The organism is Enterococcus sp. C74 (genome assembly GCF_040887125.1).
GTDB lineage: Bacteria > Bacillota > Bacilli > Lactobacillales > Enterococcaceae > Enterococcus_B > Enterococcus_B hirae.
In genome coordinates this window covers 45842-65176 of the sequence record NZ_JBFOFA010000008.1, presented here as the reverse complement: position 1 = coordinate 65176, position 19335 = coordinate 45842, and the positions used below count along the sequence as shown (strand labels likewise).

The 19335-nt window shown below is 35.7% G+C and carries 18 protein-coding genes and 1 other annotated feature; of the genes, 14 read left to right on the top strand and 4 right to left on the bottom strand.

All coding sequences use genetic code 11. The features are described 5' to 3' along the window. Positions 1–71 precede the first annotated feature (71 nt). The 5 genes from AB3H93_RS10775 to AB3H93_RS10755 all read left to right on the top strand — a co-directional run bounded on the left by AB3H93_RS10775 (position 72) and on the right by AB3H93_RS10755 (position 5787). Entirely contained in the window at positions 72–977 is a 906-nt protein-coding gene (locus AB3H93_RS10775; RefSeq protein WP_010736889.1) for a magnesium transporter CorA family protein, read from the top strand. A gap of 184 nt (positions 978–1161) precedes the next feature. Further along, positions 1162–1287, top strand: a sequence feature (ribosomal protein L20 leader region). Between the two features lie 43 nt (positions 1288–1330). Next, complete coding sequence (gene infC, locus AB3H93_RS10770; protein WP_010720284.1) at positions 1331–1855, top strand: translation initiation factor IF-3; 525 nt, start codon at positions 1331–1333, stop codon at positions 1853–1855. 71 nt (positions 1856–1926) lie between these two features. Continuing rightward, on the top strand, positions 1927–2127 hold the full coding sequence (gene rpmI / locus AB3H93_RS10765; protein WP_002289309.1) for a 50S ribosomal protein L35: 201 nt from the start codon (positions 1927–1929) through the stop codon (positions 2125–2127). Between the two features lie 54 nt (positions 2128–2181). Continuing rightward, complete coding sequence (gene rplT, locus AB3H93_RS10760; protein WP_010720283.1) at positions 2182–2541, top strand: 50S ribosomal protein L20; 360 nt, start codon at positions 2182–2184, stop codon at positions 2539–2541. Between the two features lie 1425 nt (positions 2542–3966). Beyond that, entirely contained in the window at positions 3967–5787 is a 1821-nt protein-coding gene (locus AB3H93_RS10755) for a DUF6056 family protein (RefSeq protein ID WP_368020563.1), read from the top strand. A gap of 156 nt (positions 5788–5943) precedes the next feature. Here the strand turns inward: AB3H93_RS10755 and AB3H93_RS10750 are convergent, their stop codons facing one another. From AB3H93_RS10750 to AB3H93_RS10740, 3 genes are all read right to left on the bottom strand, one after another. Then, the gene (locus AB3H93_RS10750) at positions 5944–6087 is read right to left on the bottom strand and encodes a hypothetical protein (RefSeq protein ID WP_368020562.1); all 144 of its coding nucleotides are present in this window, start codon (positions 6085–6087) and stop codon (positions 5944–5946) included. 132 nt (positions 6088–6219) lie between these two features. Beyond that, a complete protein-coding gene (locus tag AB3H93_RS10745) occupies positions 6220–6651 on the bottom strand; it encodes a thioesterase family protein (protein WP_014834326.1) in 432 nt (143 codons plus the stop codon). 2 nt (positions 6652–6653) lie between these two features. Next, the gene (locus AB3H93_RS10740; protein ID WP_368020561.1) at positions 6654–7502 is read right to left on the bottom strand and encodes an NAD(P)H-hydrate dehydratase; all 849 of its coding nucleotides are present in this window, start codon (positions 7500–7502) and stop codon (positions 6654–6656) included. Between the two features lie 147 nt (positions 7503–7649). Here AB3H93_RS10740 and pepV point away from each other — a divergent pair, with 147 nt between their 5' ends. From pepV to AB3H93_RS10715, 5 genes are all read left to right on the top strand, one after another. After that, positions 7650–9068 carry a dipeptidase PepV gene (pepV, locus tag AB3H93_RS10735; RefSeq protein WP_010720277.1) on the top strand — a complete coding sequence of 473 codons (1419 nt, stop codon included), beginning with the start codon at positions 7650–7652 and terminating at the stop codon, positions 9066–9068. A gap of 430 nt (positions 9069–9498) precedes the next feature. After that, on the top strand, positions 9499–11637 hold the full coding sequence (locus tag AB3H93_RS10730) for a hypothetical protein (protein WP_368020560.1): 2139 nt from the start codon (positions 9499–9501) through the stop codon (positions 11635–11637). Positions 11638–12109: 472 nt separating this feature from the next. After that, positions 12110–13378, top strand: a complete 1269-nt coding sequence (locus AB3H93_RS10725; RefSeq protein WP_368020559.1) for a hypothetical protein — start codon at positions 12110–12112, stop codon at positions 13376–13378. Positions 13379–13767: 389 nt separating this feature from the next. Next, positions 13768–14070 (top strand): hypothetical protein, encoded by a 303-nt coding sequence (locus AB3H93_RS10720; RefSeq protein ID WP_368020558.1) that lies wholly within the window; start codon positions 13768–13770, stop codon positions 14068–14070. Between the two features lie 89 nt (positions 14071–14159). Then, positions 14160–14396: a hypothetical protein gene (locus tag AB3H93_RS10715; protein ID WP_368020557.1), complete on the top strand. Its 237-nt coding sequence runs from the start codon at positions 14160–14162 to the stop codon at positions 14394–14396. An 865-nt stretch (positions 14397–15261) separates the two neighbouring features. Here the strand turns inward: AB3H93_RS10715 and AB3H93_RS10710 are convergent. Continuing rightward, positions 15262–15582 carry a putative heavy metal-binding protein gene (locus AB3H93_RS10710; RefSeq protein WP_034699311.1) on the bottom strand — a complete coding sequence of 107 codons (321 nt, stop codon included), beginning with the start codon at positions 15580–15582 and terminating at the stop codon, positions 15262–15264. 203 nt (positions 15583–15785) lie between these two features. Here AB3H93_RS10710 and dhaM point away from each other — a divergent pair, with 203 nt between their 5' ends. The 4 genes from dhaM (at position 15786) to AB3H93_RS10690 (ending at position 19234) form a co-directional block, all read left to right on the top strand. Beyond that, positions 15786–16181, top strand: coding sequence for a dihydroxyacetone kinase phosphoryl donor subunit DhaM (gene dhaM, locus AB3H93_RS10705; RefSeq protein WP_178286909.1), 396 nt, complete (start codon positions 15786–15788; stop codon positions 16179–16181). A 1-nt stretch (position 16182) separates the two neighbouring features. Beyond that, positions 16183–17166: a dihydroxyacetone kinase subunit DhaK gene (gene dhaK / locus AB3H93_RS10700; protein ID WP_010720271.1), complete on the top strand. Its 984-nt coding sequence runs from the start codon at positions 16183–16185 to the stop codon at positions 17164–17166. Positions 17167–17180: 14 nt separating this feature from the next. Continuing rightward, positions 17181–17783, top strand: a complete 603-nt coding sequence (gene dhaL / locus AB3H93_RS10695; protein ID WP_010720270.1) for a dihydroxyacetone kinase subunit DhaL — start codon at positions 17181–17183, stop codon at positions 17781–17783. Positions 17784–18007: 224 nt separating this feature from the next. Then, positions 18008–19234 (top strand): hypothetical protein, encoded by a 1227-nt coding sequence (locus AB3H93_RS10690; RefSeq protein WP_368020556.1) that lies wholly within the window; start codon positions 18008–18010, stop codon positions 19232–19234. Positions 19235–19335 lie beyond the last annotated feature (101 nt).

Below are 19335 nucleotides of genomic sequence, written 5' to 3'. Positions count from 1 at the left end.
CGCCAAGAATACTTAGAAGAATCGTCGTGAGATACCTAATGAATCTATCGAAGCAGGAAGAAGGGGACGGTATGAGAGAAAAACATTTTTTTAATTTTGATCAAAATTTTTGGCTGAATGTGCCTAGAGATGATGTAATGGGAATCAAAAATCTTAAGGAAGAGTATGGCATTAGTGATGAGATGCTTACCTATTCTTTAGACAAAAATGAACGTGCTCGTGTGGAATATGATACTCTTGATGATATTTTACTTTTAGTCACCAATGTTCCTCATCAACAAAAAATCGAAAACCACTATGAAACAAGTCCAGTAGCATTTATTCTAAAAGAAAATGGTCTATTTACATTTACGACTCAAAATACAGAATATGTGATTCGCCTGATTCGTTCAATCTTAGATCGAGATTCCGAGATAAATGTATATAGTTTACTTTTTCGTACGCTCTTTCTGATTTCAGATTCCTTCTTCCCGTTGATTGAAGAAGTGAATAGTGAACGACAACGCTTAAACCAAAAGTTGCGAGAAAAAACTACGAACCGCAATTTACTAGCTTTATCTGACCTCGAAGTTGGTTTAGTTTATCTAGTGACTGGTACAAAACAAAATGTCGTATTATTAGAACAAATCAAAGCATTAGCGATTTATCGAAAGCTCACTGAAAAAGAGAAGGAACAATTGGATGATGCATTGATTGAAGCAAAACAGGCAGTGGAAATGACCAATTTGGCCTCCCAGATCCTTGATCAACTTTCGGGAACGTATAATAATTTGTTGAACAATAACTTAAATGACACGATGAAATTTTTGACAGTCTGGTCGTTGATTCTGACTGTTCCTACCATTGTGACAGGCTTTTTCGGTATGAATCTACAATTGCCTTTTACACATTCTGTCTTTGGTTGGGGGATCGCCTTATTCATCAGTCTGATATTGTCAGTTTGGATGCTGATCGCATTGTGGCGTAGGATTCGGTAGTTTCTAGGAAGACGGTCACCAAAAAAGTTGAGTGTCTGATGAAGGGTGTGTTTCGATAGCTAAAAGTTTTTTTATTTAGACAAGTATACAACTAAAGTAATTAAATGGTTGGGGAATGTTTCGAGAGTCTCTAGTGAAAAAGATTGACAAAGAAATATAGATTTGCTATACTATTGAAGTTGAGAAATAAAAGCAGAAGCACCCGCTTCTCGCCTTAGTTGATTCAGTCACTGGGCTAGATAGTTTTCATCTATTGAATTAGGTGAAGTACGTGCGGGTTCTGGAAGAGAACTCGTTTTTTTATTGCCGAATATTCGGTACGCTTTTCTTTCTCTCATAATATTTGGAGGTGAATGACCATAGCAAAGGATATGATGGTTAACGACGGCATTCGTGCACGTGAGTTACGATTGATCGGTTCAGATGGTGAGCAATTAGGAGTTAAGACAAAAGCAGAAGCATTGAAAATTGCAGAACAAGCAAATTTAGATCTTGTGTTAGTTGCCCCAAGTGCGAAGCCACCAGTTGCGCGAATCATGGACTACGGAAAATACCGTTTCGAGCAACAAAAGAAAGACCGCGAGGCGCGTAAAAAACAAAAAGTGATCAATGTTAAAGAAGTTCGTTTAAGTCCAACAATTGACGTGAATGACTTCAATACAAAACTTCGTAATGCACGTAAGTTCTTAGAGAAGGGCGATAAAGTGAAAGCTTCTATCCGCTTCAAAGGCCGTGCCATTACCCACAAAGAAATTGGTCAAAAAGTCTTGGATCGCTTAGCTGAAGAAACTGCTGATATTGCGACAGTTGAGCAAAAAGCGAAAATGGACGGACGCAGCATGTTCTTGACGCTGGCACCGAAAAACGACAGTAAGTAATTTGAATGACTCACTGACTGTTGGACAGTCGATAGTCGGATAACGAAAGATTTTGAGGAGGAAATATAGTCATGCCAAAACAAAAAACACACCGCGGATCAGCAAAACGTTTCAAACGTACTGGTAAAGGCGGATTAAAACGTTTCCGCGCGTTTACAAGTCACCGTTTCCACGGTAAAACTAAAAAACAACGCCGTCAATTGCGTAAAGCAAGCATGGTTTCTAGTGGCGACTTCAAACGTATTCGCCAACAACTAGCAAAAATGAAATAAAAAAAACAAAAAGATCGAAATTTGAAGATTTATTTTTATTAGGAGGAATTAAACATGGCACGTGTTAAAGGTGGAACAGTCACTCGTAAACGTCGTAAAAGAATGCTAAAATTAGCAAAAGGTTACTACGGTTCAAAACACACTTTATTTAAAACAGCAAAAGAACAAGTAATGAATTCATACAACTACGCATATCGCGATCGTCGTCAAAAGAAACGCGACTTCCGTAAATTGTGGATTGCTCGTATCAACGCAGCAGCACGTATGAATGGCTTGAGCTACTCAAAATTGATGCACGGTTTGAAATTAGCTGAAATCGACATCAACCGTAAAATGTTAGCCGACTTAGCTGTCCACGATGCAGCAGCATTTACTGCATTAGCTGACCAAGCTAAAGATGCTTTAGCTAAATAAAGGGTATTCAATACCCACAAGCCCACTTTAATTAGTGGGTTTTTTTGTTATTTAAAATTTAATCTAAACTCATAAACTCCATTAGCTTATCAGCGGTTTGTTTTCTGTGCTTATCATTTAAATGCGTGTATCCATTTAGTGTAGTTCTCACATTAGAATGAAATATTCCTGTACTTTTTTTAGATTTCTTTCTGATAACTATAGTAGGCTTACAAGTGTATGCCTAAAACTATGAATAGTAATAAATGTTAGGTCTTTACTAGTCTTCTTTTTATAGTGTCTGACAACAGTTTGTAGCCATACTTTTTATATTCGGTTCTAATTTTCTTACTAGTTATAGGACTAGTGCCTACATAGTAATCAAACATGTAATTGATTGTGTTATCTGCTTTTTGTATTGTTTAATTTATATCATAAAAGATCTCCTTTTTATGGCATAGGATAAAGAGTTCTGACTAAACCGTAGATTGATAATTTATTCACATTTAAGCATAGAAATAAATGCGCTTTTATGATGGATTTTATAGAAACCTTTGTTTGTTTTATTCTTTCTAAAGAGATAGTTAATATGGGGAAAATTATTAATTAATAGAAGAAGTCAAGGTTTATAAGTGGCTTGACAAAAAAGAATTTAGAAAATACAATTAATTTGTAAATAAGAATTAACCGTATACAAATAATACTATTTTTCGGTGCATCAATTTAATTTTGATGGGACCCTTACACGAATGAAGTGTAAAAGATTTTTTATCCCTTGTGCTTTTAGCATAAGGGATTTATTTATGTTCTAAAAATTTGTGCGCTATGAAAAATGATGTGGGTGAAGAGAAATCTTAGAATAATTTGAACAGAAAGAAGAAAAGATTCTTTCACGATTTCTTGTTCTAGAAGGTGTTTATACATAGGCAAATTGAAATAAACCTTAATGTTTCAAAAAATGAGAAAGTATTTCGAAAAGTATTTTCTTATTTTCCTCGGAGTCCAAAACTCCCCTCAGTCTCTTCGGATGTCTCTAAAAGTGAATAAACGGCGTTCAAGAAGCAACTCCTCAACAATAAGCGATGATTTTCTAAAATATGAGGAGCTATTTTAAAAAATCCTCTCTTATTCGCTCGGAGCTGAACGCTTCTTTCACGACCTCTTGCTATTACGATAATCTTGCTTATGCTGCCTTATTTCGAATAACGAACAGGTCAGGTGCTTTGTCTTTATCTCCCTTTTTCAGGGGCGGAGAATAGGGTTAGTCCTTTGATTATTCGTACATAACACGCATTCATGATTACTGATGGTTGTTTCCTTATTTGATCTATGTGGCAGTCGAATACAAAAGTAAGAATGTAAGTTGAATCAAAAAATGCTATAATTTTCTTTGTGAATCACAGGAACCCTTTTTATAGCAAAATTTAAGAAGAAAGTAGGAGCGAAGTGAAACAAATAAAAGAGACTATCCGCAATAATAAAAAAATTTTAGTTCTTATTTCTGCCTATGTTATCATGGTTGTTTTAAATTTTTTGACACCGTTAATTGCAGATGATATTGAGTATATGTATAAAACAAGTAGTTTTTCGTCTATTTTACATGATGAATACACACAATATATGACTTGGACGGGAAGATCCGTTGTCCATATCATTGCACGTTTGTTTTTGTTGATGCCTAAAACAGTATTTAATTTGGTCAATCCACTGATCTATGTTTTATTGACATTATTGATTTATAAAATGACCACAAAAGATAATACTACGTTTTATTCCTTCAAATATTTTTTAATTAATGTATTTTTATGGTTATTTGTCCCAGCTTTCGGTCAAACAATTTTATGGGAAACTGGTGCTGCTAACTATTTATGGGGAGGTATCATCGTTGTCAGTTTCCTATTTCTTTACCACCGCTATTATGAGAAAGAGCAAGAATTGTCTTTTAATCCTATAGTAAATAGCATATTGCTACTCATTTTAGGAATCTTAGCTGGCTGGTGTAATGAAAACACTTCTGGTGGGATGATCTTGATCGTTCTTGGCTACCTCTATTTTTATTATCAAAAGAAAAAGCCTTTACGACAATGGATGTTCACAGGATTGTTAGGAGCAATTTTTGGCTTATTCATGATGGTAACAGCCCCTGGAAATGCTGTTCGAGCTACTTATTTTGCTCGTAGCCAGTGGTCTTTACCTCGGAAATTGTATTCGGGCGTTTTTTCAATCACAAAAACGCTATATGAAAATAGTTTAGCTCTTTTTGTGTTGATGGCGGTTCTGATCGTGTTGGGAATTTTCTTTAGTAAACACAAAGAATGGTTGAGACTATCCTATATCTATCTCTTTGCAGGGATAGCCACGATCTATGTATTATCTCTTTCACCAGCTGGACTTGATTGGGGAAGATCATTTTTTGGTGGTGTTTTATTTATCATTATGGCGATGGCGTTTGAATGGCCAGATAAAGTGTTGAAATCTACCCAGGGAGCGTTTTATGGGGTGATTAGTGGCGTATTGATTACCCAATTTCTATTTACTTTTGCTTTAGGAGTCAATGACATAGCACTTTCTTATAGAGAGATCAATCAACAATACCATTACGTCAGAGAGCAAAAAAAACAAGGGAATTTGAATCCGGTGATTGCCAACTTTACGATTTATAATCAAACTGGTCATACTGCTTACTCGGGAGGACTATCCCACGTAAAAACGGATATAACGAAACAAGTCAATCGAGCGAATGCAAAATATTTTGGTTTAGAGTCCATTCATTCAGTACCAAAAGAGGCTTGGGAAACAATCTATCAACAGGGAGATCCAAAATGGATGAGTATTTGGAATGCTAACACCTATTTTGAAGCATTAAGTCAAACTGATCATTTGGTTGTGATGGCAGGTGCAGGAGACAAGGCACAAATGAACCAGCAGTTAGCTGAAGAGATCCGTAAGCTGTTCCCTGAGTTTAAAAATGGGGATTCAGAAAGTTCTTGGAATTTTTCGGGTATCCGTCTGTTAGGAAAAAATCCTGAATTTTCACAGACAAAGAACTATAATTCTGTTAGCCAAGAAATCAATGGGAAAGAGATCTCAGTATCTTCAAGTTTTACACCGTATGCTGACCAACAGTTTGCTGCGATAAAAGTGGGCGATATAAATGTTGCAAGAAATAAAGCGGGCATAAATATTGCTGTTTTGTCAAAAGAAGGAAAAATAGTAGATGCTGTTAATATTCAATTAACTGGTGACAAACTAACCCTCTCAAGATAGAAGAGAGAAAATAGTAAGAAAAACGAGCCTACCAAAAGGATCACTATTTTTGGTAAGCTCGTTTTTTAAAGAAATTTTTTGGACAAGCAAAAACCTCAACCATGTTGACTAACTAATGATTGAGGTTTTATTTCAATCAGGGCGTACTTCGTGCAGTTATTTGACACGCCCTCCGATCGATTTAGCAAAAGCTTCTGATGCTTTTTTTTCTTTGAAAATCAATAAGTTATCTGGATTTTTTTCTCTTGTGCGGCAGCCTGTTTTATCAATGTAACCGTGCAATACTTTCACAACATACATGATGATCACCTGCTTTTTATTTTATTATACGGATGAATCAAGCCAACACAAGAAAAAAGGCAGCTTTTTTGATTTTTTTTAAGAAAATCCGTAATGGAAATTCTAAAAAATACAAGAGGTAAAGACTATTCTTCAGCTATCCAACTGTGCATACTCGTGGAATAAGCGATCTAATGCAGGATTTACCCGTTCAAGTTTGGTTAACTTCTGATTGTCAGCGAGTAAAAAACAATGTTTGCTAGAGCCAGTTGTTCGTAATTTTCCGTCATCTAAACCGTAGATTTCATAACTAAAATTTAATCTTGTGCCACTATATTGTTCAATTTTAGGCAAAATACGAACAGTTTCACCATAACGAATCATTTCTTTGTACTGGCAAGTGACTTCTAAAACAGGGATGATCACCCCTAGTTTTTCAATTTTTGTATAGCTGAAACCTAAATGATCCAATAAAGCAACACGAGATTCTTCCATCCAACGGATATAGTTGCTGTGGTGGATGATCCCCATTTGATCGGTTTCATAGTAAAACGGCTCACGCATGTATCCAGTAAATTTTTCCATCATTAGAACTCCTTGTTTCCATCTTTTTTCTGACTAAAATAGTGCATCCATTGAGGGATTGCTTGACTGATTTGTGTCGGTAAAACAACATATTGTTTTTTTGCCAGTTGATCCCCAATAAAACTATGCAGATAGACAGCTGCTGCGATCGTTTCATCGTTTTTAGGGAATTGTGCCAAGAATCCAGTGATCATACCAGCTAATGTATCACCAGTACCTCCAGTGGCCATTGCGGCAGAGCCAGTAGTATTTTGATAACATTTTTGTTGCCCGTAGATCGTGGTTCGATGACTTTTTAAAACAATCGTTGCGCCTAATTTGGCTTGCTGCTTGCGGTTGTTCTCAGGCGTTTGTTCATCGATCTTAAGTGAGCTTACTCTTTGCCATTCCATTTGATGAGGAGTCATAACAGTTTGCTCGGGAAAATGGAGGGTTAGATTTTCTTTAGCGAATAATGTTAATGCTGAACCGTCCATCACTAACCACTGATGGCTTTTTTGATGTGCTAAAGTGAATGCTAATAATTCTAAACTCAATGAGGAGTCCCCTAATCCTGGACCAATCAATAGAACGTCTGCCGTGTCCATCACTGCTAACAGTTGTTCTTTTTCTTGCCAGTCGATGCACATTGCTTCAGGTAAATGGGCGTGAAGCGGTGCTTGATTCCGCTGGTCTGTAGCAACAGTCGTTAATCCTGCGCCACTGTGTACAGCCGCTAGTGCACTCATGATGATCGCACCACCAAATTGATGGTTACCGCCAATCAAGACAGTACGACCGAATGTTCCTTTATGTGACTTTTCTGGGCGTGGTTGAATTACTTTTTGTAATAAATCGCTATCTATTAACAATTTCTCCGCCTCCTTTCTTGTATTATAACTGAGTATTTTTAAATAAAATACCGTTTGGCTAAGGAACCACAAATTTTTTTGCACGTTTTTTTGGCAGGATTTATGGTATGATGGACAGGTAGACTTAATGAGTGGAGGATTGATTTTATGACAATCGATTGGCAAAAAGAAGTAGAAGCACGTAAAGAAGAACTACTTGAAGATCTAAAAAATCTTTTACGTGTGAACAGTGAACGGGATGATTCAAAAGTAACTCCTGATGCACCTTTTGGACCTGGACCTCGAGATGCGCTAAAACATATGTTGGCTTATGGCGAACGTGATGGGTTTGTCGTAAAAAATGTTGATAACTATGCAGGACATATTGATCTTGGCGAAGGCGATGAAACTTTAGGTATTTTTGGTCATATGGACGTAGTACCAGCAGGGGATGGTTGGGATACAGATCCTTATGAACCAGTAATCAAAGATGGGAAAATCTTTGCTCGTGGTTCTAGTGATGATAAAGGACCAAGCATGGCTGCTTACTATGCCATGAAGATCATCAAAGATCTTGACTTGGAATTATCCAAAAAAGTTCGTTTTGTAGTTGGTAGTGATGAAGAAAGTGGTTGGGCAGACATGGCTTACTACTTTGAACATGAAGAAGAACCTGACTTTGGATTTTCTCCAGATGCAGAATTTCCAATCATCAATGGTGAAAAAGGAAATGTTTCTTTCGCACTACGTTTCCAAGGAGATAACGCAGGAGATTATGTCTTGAAGACATTTACTTCAGGTTTACGTGAAAACATGGTGCCTGGAACAGCAACAGCGACTCTTGAAGTACCAAGTGCGGAAGCTGCGATCCAAATGGAAGAAGCTTTTTATCGTTTTGTTGAAGCAAACCCAGTAAGTGGTTCGATCGAAGCGGATAATACCTATGTGAAAATCGAATTGATCGGAAAGGGCGCACATGGTGCAAGTCCTCAATCAGGGATCAATGCCGGTTCATTCTTAGCATTATTCTTAGACGATTATGAATTTATCGGTTCTGCTAAACAATTCATCCATGTAGCAGCAGCCTATGTCCATGAAGATTTTTATGGAGAAAAATTAGGGGTTGCCCATGAAGACGAAAAAATGGGTAAATTGACCATGAACGCTGGATTGTTTGCCTTTAAAGAAAATGGGTCAGAAGAAGATAACTATATCAACATGAACTTCCGTTTTCCAAAAGGGGTTACCGTTGACGGCTTAGAAAATGACATTGCAACAACGATGAAAGCAGAAGGAGCAACAGTTACTCGTGGCACACGTGTCATGGAACCTCACTATGTACCAATGGAAGATCCATTGGTAGCAACTTTATTGCAAGTTTATGAAGACCATACAGGCGAAAAAGGCTATGAACAAATCATTGGTGGCGGAACCTATGGCCGACTATTGAAACGTGGTGTAGCTTATGGCGCAATGTTCCCAGGCTATACAGATACAATGCACCAAGCCAACGAATTTATGAGTCTGGATGATCTTTTCAGAGCAACTGCCATTTATGCAGATGCCATCTACCGTTTGGCGAAGTAATAGTGAACGAAACTCATGCTGATTCATCGGCTATCCTTGTTCTAAAAGATAGTTTTTGAAAAGGATCGTTGGAAAAGTGAATGAAAAAGATGTTCTAACATGATATGGATGTGATTTTTTGCTTGATGAGGCGAAAAATCACATCCTTTTTACTTGCTAAATAATATTCTAAAGATTCGGTATCGAAGATTGTTCCAAAAAAAGAATGATGTTTTTTATGAAGCTGAGAAACAATGCCCGTAGTTAAGGATGAGGTGATAAAGACAAAAAAATAGCTATTGGTTCAGCGATTCTCATCAATAAAGAAAGACGCTAGAAATAAATATCATTAGCATAGAACAAAAAATCTGTTATTTAGAAATTTTTGGCTAAAAAAACTCTACATTTGTGTTACATTCAGATTATTAATCAAATAAGAGAAGGGGATCTAATGACAGAAATAGCAGAAGGTAGAGGATTTACAAAAGCAGTGATTGATAAGCAAAAAAAAATAGTAGAGAACGCCTATAAAACAATGGATAGTCACGCTACCTATCCTCACGGAGAAAATTATAAAAAAGCAGCTCATATTCATGAAAAAGAAGAGGAAAAGTTAGCAACGATGCTAAGACACCCAATTAAAGCAACAGATATGGAATATAGTCGTGAAGAATTGAAGGCGCAAAAAAAATTGGTAGCACAGCTCTTCTCAACTTATGATGCTTATTCCATCCATCCTCATAATGATAAAGCAAGAAAAGCAGAGAATGACTACTTAAAAGCAAAGTGGGATTTACATATTATGGAAGAAACAAATAGAGAAATTCAAGATAAAAGAGAACGTGCAAAAATAAAACATTCTCCTAATAATGAAGAAGCGAGGATACCAGAAAGTAAGCAAGAAACTCAATCAATAGTCCAAGAAGGTAGATTATCAGTAGATGAAGAACGAGAATTTTTTAAACAAAAAGATTCTTCTCTTTATGAGATAGTAGAAACTGAAGTTATCGACAAATTAAGCCCGTTAGAAAGTAAAAAGGAAGAAGTACATACAAAGTTATCTAAACTAGACGAAGAAATTAAAAATATCTTAAATAGTATAAGAGAACGTGATGAAGCCAAAGAAAATTTTTTGGATAGCTATTTTGAAAAGTTATCTCTACAATCAGATGCTGAAAAAATAGACTCGAAAATTAAAGCGATTGATCAGTCGTTCTTTAGAAAAATCATTAATTTTTTTACTAAGGAACAGGCTGAATTACGAACAGAGTTAGATACAAAAAAAGCTACAATTAATACTATGATTTCTAAAATAGAAGAAGCACAAACAGTTTACACAAGAAATGAGAATATCCTTAATGAAGTTTTCTCTAGTAATGAAATATTTGAGGGGTGGAAAGAAAAGTGTGCAAATATAGGATCCACTTTGAATGATTTAAATCAGAATTATGAAATAGTAAAGGAAAATATACCAAAAGAGGTAAATAGGGAAGCTTTAACGAAAAAAATAGAAAATTTACAGAAGAATTTAGAAGAAGTTAAAGGTACCGTGGGAGGTATAACACAAAATCTGCAAAAAATAGACGAATACCGTAAGCAAGAACAAAGTAAAGATCAACAAGGATTTATTCGTCTGATAAGCAAAGCGATAGATCAAACAGTAATCGAAACAGTAAATCAAACAAATGAAAGAAGGGAACAAAATGCTAAAAGCAAACATTTGAATGAAAGAGAAAATATCTTTACCAATCAACTTTCGGCTGAATTGGGAAATAAAAATGTACGTATTGAAGAATTAAATGCTCCTGGTTTGTATCAATATTTAGTCCATAAAAGCACCGAATTAGATATGAAAGTTCAAAATATCTTTTCCAGTGACTTTAAACAATTATATGACTTAACGATACAAGAGCGTGATAAGGCAACTCATTCTGTGAAAAATATTACCCAAGAAATTACGAAGATACATAAGGATTGGGAAAAATCAACGAAAAAAATAATTAATAGCGATCAGCCGAGAGTAAAACGATTTCTTAGTCGATTTACTAAAAAACATATAAAAGCTAGAGAAAAGTACACTGCCAAAAAAAGCGGGTTATCGACAACTTTTAAGGATAAAATAAAGGAACTCATTGAGCGAAAAAGGATTGAAACAGAAAAGAATGAGCAGGCTGAGAGAATTTTTATCAAGGCGAGAAAGGAAGTTGATCATGTTAACAATGAATTGGCAGATTTAAAAAGCCAGTTGAAACAGCTGGAAAATAAATATCCAACAGGAGAAGAACATCCAAAGATTAATAATGAACTAGCTGCTCAAATAAAGAAAAGTTTAAAATTTATTAAGGAGCAACAACCAAAGATAAAAGAACAATTGGGTTTTTGGGTGATGCTGGAACTTAAAGATAAGGAACCTTCAGAAAAAGTGGATCAGTCACCGAAAAAATCTGTTGATTATCAAAAGTATAGAATATTGGTAACGAATGCTTGGAATAAGGAGTTGTTAAAAAATAACAAAAATCGCAACCGGCAATCTCAACAAGTACATAACCAAACGAATCAATCAATTGGCAGAGAAGTACATACATTATAGAGAATAAAATTTTGTACTCTCTAATATGTGGCGGTATCTTGCCTGATGTTTTACTAAGATATGATATACGTATCAAGTGATACAAGAGATTTCTGAAGAAAAAAGTGGTCTGTTATTGAAGGAGCATCTTTTGAATCTGTAAATAAGAAAAATATAGGATTGGCATTAAAATCAAGAATGGAAAAGCAAAAATTGCTTTTGATCTTCTTGATTTTTTTGTTTGCTTTCGGAGGTGAAGTCAACGATTGGTAAATGCTGACGAGTAAGTACAGATAGAGGATACTAAATACTACTTGTTTCAAAAAACGTTAGTTTGATCTCGCAGAATTTTTAAGGGTGCGATGAAGTGTCTTTTTATTCTAGAAGAATGAAACTTTTTTAAAAATTTCCAAACAAAGAAATTATTAAAAAATAAAGTTTTTATTGTCATGTTACGCTTAATTTATCAATATAACGAAGGAGTGAAATAAGAATGGGAAGGCCAGTTTTTCAGGAAGGAATAACTCAGCAATCAGCTGCAGAAGTAGACGCAGAAGCTGAAAAGAAAAAAGCGATGGATAAAGCTATAAACGAAATTGACCGACAACAAAATAAAGTTAATGATGCATGGCAGGTATTGGATCATATGGAAACATATCAACCTTTTTCAGATGAGTTTAAGGTTGCGAAGAGTATCCATGTAGCTGCAGAAAATAAACACGCTGAATTGGTGGATAAATTTTTAAAAGAATATAAAGTGATGCCTTCCAAACCAAAGAAACAGGAAATAAAACAGGAAACAAAACCAAAAAGTGAAATTGACGATAGTAAGCGAGATCCAGAAGTCGAGGAGTTCGGTCCTAACGCACGGAAGCAAAAGGAGGAAATAGATCAACAAATCAAGGAATCAGAGACTAGAGTAAAAAATATTATAAAAGACTTGTTTCCAAATAGGGATGTTATTAAGGAACTAAAAGAAATAAAAAAAGAAACAGAAGAAGACATAAAAGAAGAAATCGAAGAAGAAGTAGAAGAAGAAATCGAAGAAATAAAAGAAATAAAAGAAGGAATAAAAAAAGAAATAAAAAAAGAAAGAAAGAATCAGCTTAGTAAATTGAAGACATCTTCCTTAGAACCCGTAAATAACAATCTAGTAGATAGCTTAAGTAGTAAAGTTGGTGAGAAACCGTCATTCTTCAAACGCTTGCTTAATTTTTTTACTGGAAAAAAAGAGCAACCAAGGAACCCCATACAGCAAACAACCTTGAAAACTAAGGATTGGGAGGCAGAATTTGAGAAACGCTTTGAGGCAAAACTTGAGGAACGCTTTCAGGAAAAACTTGGGGAACGTTTTCCAGAAGAACTTAAGGCACGCTTTCCGAAAGATCTTAAGGAACGTTTTAAGACAATAGAATCTACAGATGAAATTGCAAAACAAGTAAAAAAAGGCTTAGAAAAAGAAATAAAAATGTTCAAAAAAGAGTTAGATAAAGTAGAAAGGGAAAAAGTAAAAGCAGTTAAACCTTATGCAATGAAAGTATATGCTGAAATCATTAGTAAGGTGACAACGCTAAAGGATGGAATAGAACCACTACAACTTGAAGCCCGAAAACTAATTAACGACAACTCGAAGAAACCTCAAAAAATCCGTAAAAAGATTAATCAAGCACAACAAAAAGCTACTATATACTTGGATCAACCGGACTCACTAAACATGCAAAATGGTCAGAAGCTTAATAGTAAAAAACATTCAAGGGCATAGTAACTTAGCAAGGCATCGTCAAAAATTCTCAAACAAAAGAATTATTAGTAAATAACATGAATAAACTCATAATACGCTTGTATTACATATGTTAGTACGAAAAACAGAGGAGTGGAATGAAATATGGAAAGTCACGATAAAAAAAGTTACTCAAGTACCATCAACCGCACGGTACAGCGATCAGGAGTTAGAAACTCTAAAGGGAAATTTTAAAGAAGCAAAAAAAGTTTACAGATGAGAAAACTATACCGAATCAAAAAGCTTTTGAAGGTTCACAAAAACAATACAATAATGCATTAGAGAACAATAAAAGAATTAAAGAAAAAGTTTCTAAAGACATAAAAAAAGTAGACAATATAAAATCAGCACAACAAAAAACTCTGGAGAGAATGGCTGCAGCATCAGAACAACTCGATAATCCTCTAATTGATGATTTAGAGGAAAAGGTAAATAATTTTGAATCCCAATTTAAAGATAAGATTAGCCAAATAGAGCAAAAGCTATCGCCTGTTCAAAATGACGATCAACAAATAGCTGAAATAGGTGAGGTAGATACATCTATTGGGGAGGTAAATACGAGATTAAAAAAACAAGATACGGAACTCGTTACTAAGAACCAAGCCGTCACTGATTTCAACAATTCTTTTGTACGGAAGTTGTTTAACGTCTTTACAGGAGAAAAACTAAATTAACACAGGATGTAAAAACAGTTACTGAGGATATTATAAATGCGAATAATCAACTGATTGAAGATATTAATCAGAAGGGTAACTTAGAAAAAATGGTTACTTCGAATTTAGATAAGAATATAGCTGTCTGTGATCAGGTGAAAAGTGAAATTAACGTTCCTAAAGCGAAACTTAGTGAACTGTCAGCAGAGTATGACGTTATTGAAGATAAGACAAAGGAACTACGAGATGTTAATAAACACAGAAGAGAACAACTTGAAAAAATTAGTGGGAAATTAAACGTCATGGAGCAAAAGGTTGAGGACCTGGAAAGAAATGTACAAGGTTGAATAGGAAAACATGAAAAATTTAAAGAAGAGCTTCCAGTGAGAAAGCAAGAGATACACCAACTGAAAGAGAATGCTAAACAGCGGGCAGAAAAGCTCAACAACCGAGGTGATAAAAAAGATCAAATGCAAAATAGCAATAAAACGAATCGAACTTCAAGAGGATAATCGGATGGTGAAATGCCAGCAATCATAGATAGTAAAACAGAAAATAATCCATTGATGAAAAGAGCAACGTACATAAATAATTAGATAGCAGTATCTTACTTGGATAATCAATTAAATTTAGGAAAAAAGAGCATAGGTGTTCCCTAAAATTTAATGTTTTTACGTATATTTTTTAGGAAACACCTTATTTTATATCCATCTGTTTTTTGAATCGGTGTATTGGTAGAACAGGTTCGGAATATTTTTTAAGTGAGAGTTCTATCTCAGTCTCTTCTAGTATCTCTAAAAACGAATAAACGGCGTTCAAAGAGCTGACCTTCGGCGATAAGTCAAAAAATCTCAAAACATGAGGAGCTGTTTCGAGATTTTCATCCTTAACGCTTAGGTCAAGACGCTCTTTTCACAGCCTCTTGCTAAACGGCGTTCAAGAAGCAACTCCTCAACAATAAGCGATGATTTTCTAAAATATGAGGAGCTATTTTAAAAAATCCTCTCTTATTTGCTCGGAGCTAAACGCTTCTTTCACAGCCTCTTGCTAAACGGTGTTCAAACATCAGCTCCTTGAAATAAGCCTGAATTTTTCAAAACATGAGGAGCTGTTTCGAGATTTTCATCCTTAATGCTCCTGCGATTACTCGTCGCAGTTTTTACTTGGTGAGCGCTCAGGTCAAGACACTCTTTTCACAACCTCATGTCTGAACTAGTTTAATGTCACCGCTGTCCCACTACAGGTGACCATTAGCATTCCGTTATCGCTCCCCAATACTTCATAATCCATTTTCATCCCAATGACTGCATCTGCACCTAATGATCGAGCACGCTCTTGCATTTCTGCTAAGGCCTCTTCACGTGCAGCAAGCAATTCATCCTCGTAGCTTTTTGAACGTCCGCCAAAAACATTGCGAAATCCTGCCCCGATATCTTTTAATACGTTGATTCCAGTAATGACTTCACCAAAAACAATGCCTTTATATGCTGTTACTTCTTTATTTTCCACGTTGTTTGTTGTTGTAATGATCATTCGATCACTCCTTTCTTTAAAAATAGTATATCAAAATTTATTTCTTAAGTCGCAATTGGAATTAGCTAGTCAATTACAGCGCATCATTTCCAAAAAATGGACATTCTATTATATACTGGAACTATGCAAAAGAATATAGTTGATGATCAAAAGAATGAAAGCGCAAACTTGGTGTGACCACAAAAGGAAGAAGGAGAAATGGCATGAAAAAAAGTATCTTACTTGTCTCCCATAGTCAACAGTTAACGGATGGACTCAAAGAAATGATTGAACAGATGCAACAATCAGAAGATGTGTTACTTTTTTCCTTAGGAGGGGTAGAGGGAAGAATTGGTTCTGATCCGATGAAAATCATCGATGCGATCAACCAATCAGCTGATTCCGATATGTATTTTGTGTTTGCGGATATCGGGAGTGCGGTTTTGAACGCTGAAATGGCGAAGGAAATGCTGGATGAAGACCAACAAAAGAAATACTACCTTGTGGATGCGCCACTTGTTGAAGGAGCTTTTGCTGGAGCCATCACAGCAGGTATCACGGATGATCCTCAACAAATACTAACGGAAGCACAGAATGCGGGAAAGAAAGGGTGGACGTGAAATGAAAAAAATCATGAATAATCCTAGTACGATCGTAGAAGAAATGTTGTCTGGTTTAGTGATAAGTTATCCAGAAATGATTCACCAAGTAGCTGATTCTCGAGTAGTAGCAAAAAATGATCAAGTAGAACAAGTTGGCTTGGTTTCTGGCGGAGGAAGTGGTCATGAACCAGCGCATGCAGGTTTTGTTGGTGCTGGGATGTTGAGTGCCGCAGTTTTAGGAGATGTTTTTACTTCGCCGACACCTGATCAGATTCAGATAGCTATCAAAGAAGCGGATCAAGGAAAAGGCGTTTTATTGATCATCAAGAATTATACAGGAGATGTACTCAATTTTGACATGGCTAAAGAAATGGCGGCTATGGAAGGGATTGAAGTAGAAAGTGTTGTAGTGGATGATGACATTGCGGTGGAAAATAGCACATATACTGCTGGAAAACGTGGAGTGGCTGGAACAGTTCTTGTGCATAAAATCTTAGGGGATGCCGCTAGGAAAGGTGCATCCTTGCAAGAATTGAAGGAACTAGGAGATAGACTAGTTCCAGCGATCAAGACGATTGGTGTGGCATTGCGTGCGGCCACGGTTCCTGAAGTAGGAAAGCCAGGATTTGAATTAGCCGAAGATGAGATCGAATACGGAGTAGGGATCCATGGCGAGCCTGGTTATCGTAGAGAAAAGTTGCAACCTGCTAAAGTATTAGCTGAAGAATTAGTAACAAAAATTTTAGCTGACTACCCAGAGAAACCAAAAGAAGTTGGAGTGCTAGTTAATGGGATGGGTGGCACGCCATTGATGGAACTCTTTGTTTTTATGAATGATGTCCAATCATTACTCGATCAAGAAGCAGTCAAAGTGACATTTCATAAAGTCGGTGATTTTATGACTTCTTTAGACATGCAAGGATTATCTCTGACGATGATTGACCTAACAACTAAGAAATGGCAGGAAGCATTGGAAAGTGAAGTTCACACAATTTCGTGGTAGAAGGTGGGAGAATAATGGAACTAACGGTCAAAGAAATTCAAGCGTGGTTAACGGATTTTACAGAGAAAATCGATGAAAATAAAAGTTATCTGAGTGAGCTCGACACGCCGATCGGTGATGGCGATCATGGCAATAATATGGGGCGAGGGATGACGGCTTATCAAGAAGCGTTTCAAAAAGAACAACCGAAAACGATCAGTGACACGTTCAAGGTTCTTTCGATGGCAATGATCTCAAAAGTTGGAGGTGCTTCTGGACCATTATATGGTTCTGCCTTTATGAATATGATGAAGGCTACAAAAGACATTGATGTGATTACATCACAAGAACAATTAGGGAAAATCATTGAAGAAGGAAAAAATGGGATTCAAGCTAGGGGGAAAGCAGAAGCAGAAGAGAAAACGATGCTAGATGTCTGGTTACCTGTTACTGAAGCCTTGAAGAATAATCGATTAACAGAAGAAGTGATTGAAGAAGCGAAGGAACATACAAAAGATTTAGTAGCCAAAAAAGGACGTGCCTCTTATCTAGGGGAAAGAGCCATTGGCCATATCGATCCCGGAGCAGCTTCTAGTGCTATTTTCTTTGAAACTTTATTAACTAATATAGAATCATAAATAACAAAATATTTATATAGCTGACTTTTTGACCAGTAAAAATGGGAACAAAAGTCAGTTTTTTTCTATTCCAGAACACTTATGAGAATATGCTTTCAAATCAAAAAAACAAAGGATAAACAATTTTAAAACAAAAATTTCCAAACTGAGAAAATGTCGGAAAAATAACAGTTGTCGCGCGTGTTATTCTTAACACACTAAAGTAATAAAGGAGATAAGCAGATATGGGGGATTTAAATAACAAAAATAAAAATGTGACAGTATCTAGTTTAGAAATGGAACAGGAAGATAAATTTAAGAAATATAAAAAGGAATGTATAGCAGCGTATGTCACTAACGACCAAGCTAAAATTGCGTCAATTGAACAAAACAAACAAAACCTGTTGAAAAAACACGAAAAATCAGATCTACGTCTAATGAGCGAATATTCTTTTGGTTCATATAAGGAATCATTAGTTGTTCCTAAAAAAGAAGTACAAAAGTGTCTTGAACTAAATAAAGACATGAGTTCAGTAATTAGTATGCAAAATAAGTTAGAGCGTGATGAAGACGACATGAAAATAAAAATTCAGTCGTTGGAAGAAGAGATAGGCGTAGAATTGACTAGCTACACTAGTGAAAAAAACAACATGGATAACAAATTGAATCGGTTAAATGCAATACCAGTACTAATCAAGGAGAAGACTGATGAAATCGATAAGATCAAAGCTTCACCGTTTAGAAGATTTTTAAGTTATTTTACAGGTGAAATAGGAGCATTGGAAAAAGAGAAGCGTTCATTGGAAAATGAACAAAAGCTTATAAAAGGTAAACTGGAGTCTGATCTATCATCACTTTATGGGAAAGGCTATAGTTTGAGTGGGGAGGTTGATAGTAAAAAGATAAAGAAGAAATGGATAAATAAAATAACGAAAGAATATTCTGATTTGAATATGAATGAACAATTTAGTATGGTGAAGAAAGGTTTTATAGATTTAAATAATAAAGTATCAGCCAGTCTATTTCCGTACGTGGCACCGCTATTAGGCGAACTTGCTCGCTCAATTTATACGACCGAAAAAAATTTCTTAGAGACACAGCAGAGATTTGAAAATATCAAGAATCATCGCCCACAAGTACTAAATGCGGAGTTACATGAATATCAGAATAAAGTACAAGCTGAAATGGAAAGAAATGATGAGCAAGAAACAAATGAAGTGCATGAAACAATAAAAATAAATGGTGAACAAAAAACAAATGAAGTGCATGAAACAATAAAAATAAATGGTGAACAAAAAACAAATGAAGTGCATGAAACAATAAAAATAAATGATGTGCAAAAAACAAATGGTCCACGTGAATTATATACTCTGATAGAAGGAGTTACGCAGCCACAAAGCCAACCAGGGAAACAACAAAGCCAACCAGAGAAACAACAAAGATCAACGCCTGAACACGATTCACGTAATTAGTAATATGTTTGGAAAGTTTCGTTTGTCCAAATGCGTTTCGTCTAAGTTTAGGCACAACGCATTCGTTTTCGAAATATCTCGATTATTAAATGATAAGGAGT

What these genes read in the sequence shown, in the direction of transcription:
- rplT (WP_010720283.1), top strand. Translation starts at nt 2,182, where the DNA reads ATGGCACGTGTTAAAGGTGGAACAGTCACTCGTAAACGTCGTAAAAGA.
- AB3H93_RS10725 (WP_368020559.1), top strand. Translation starts at nt 12,110, where the DNA reads ATGGGAAGGCCAGTTTTTCAGGAAGGAATAACTCAGCAATCAGCTGCA.
- AB3H93_RS10775 (WP_010736889.1), top strand. Translation starts at nt 72, where the DNA reads ATGAGAGAAAAACATTTTTTTAATTTTGATCAAAATTTTTGGCTGAAT.
- AB3H93_RS10720 (WP_368020558.1), top strand. Translation starts at nt 13,768, where the DNA reads ATGGCTGCAGCATCAGAACAACTCGATAATCCTCTAATTGATGATTTA.
- pepV (WP_010720277.1), top strand. Translation starts at nt 7,650, where the DNA reads ATGACAATCGATTGGCAAAAAGAAGTAGAAGCACGTAAAGAAGAACTA.
- rpmI (WP_002289309.1), top strand. Translation starts at nt 1,927, where the DNA reads ATGCCAAAACAAAAAACACACCGCGGATCAGCAAAACGTTTCAAACGT.
- AB3H93_RS10690 (WP_368020556.1), top strand. Translation starts at nt 18,008, where the DNA reads ATGGGGGATTTAAATAACAAAAATAAAAATGTGACAGTATCTAGTTTA.
- infC (WP_010720284.1), top strand. Translation starts at nt 1,331, where the DNA reads ATGACCATAGCAAAGGATATGATGGTTAACGACGGCATTCGTGCACGT.
- AB3H93_RS10710 (WP_034699311.1), bottom strand. Translation starts at nt 15,582, where the DNA reads ATGATCATTACAACAACAAACAACGTGGAAAATAAAGAAGTAACAGCA.
- AB3H93_RS10745 (WP_014834326.1), bottom strand. Translation starts at nt 6,651, where the DNA reads ATGGAAAAATTTACTGGATACATGCGTGAGCCGTTTTACTATGAAACC.
- dhaL (WP_010720270.1), top strand. Translation starts at nt 17,181, where the DNA reads ATGGAACTAACGGTCAAAGAAATTCAAGCGTGGTTAACGGATTTTACA.
- AB3H93_RS10750 (WP_368020562.1), bottom strand. Translation starts at nt 6,087, where the DNA reads ATGTATGTTGTGAAAGTATTGCACGGTTACATTGATAAAACAGGCTGC.
- dhaK (WP_010720271.1), top strand. Translation starts at nt 16,183, where the DNA reads ATGAAAAAAATCATGAATAATCCTAGTACGATCGTAGAAGAAATGTTG.
- dhaM (WP_178286909.1), top strand. Translation starts at nt 15,786, where the DNA reads ATGAAAAAAAGTATCTTACTTGTCTCCCATAGTCAACAGTTAACGGAT.
- AB3H93_RS10730 (WP_368020560.1), top strand. Translation starts at nt 9,499, where the DNA reads ATGACAGAAATAGCAGAAGGTAGAGGATTTACAAAAGCAGTGATTGAT.
- AB3H93_RS10715 (WP_368020557.1), top strand. Translation starts at nt 14,160, where the DNA reads ATGGTTACTTCGAATTTAGATAAGAATATAGCTGTCTGTGATCAGGTG.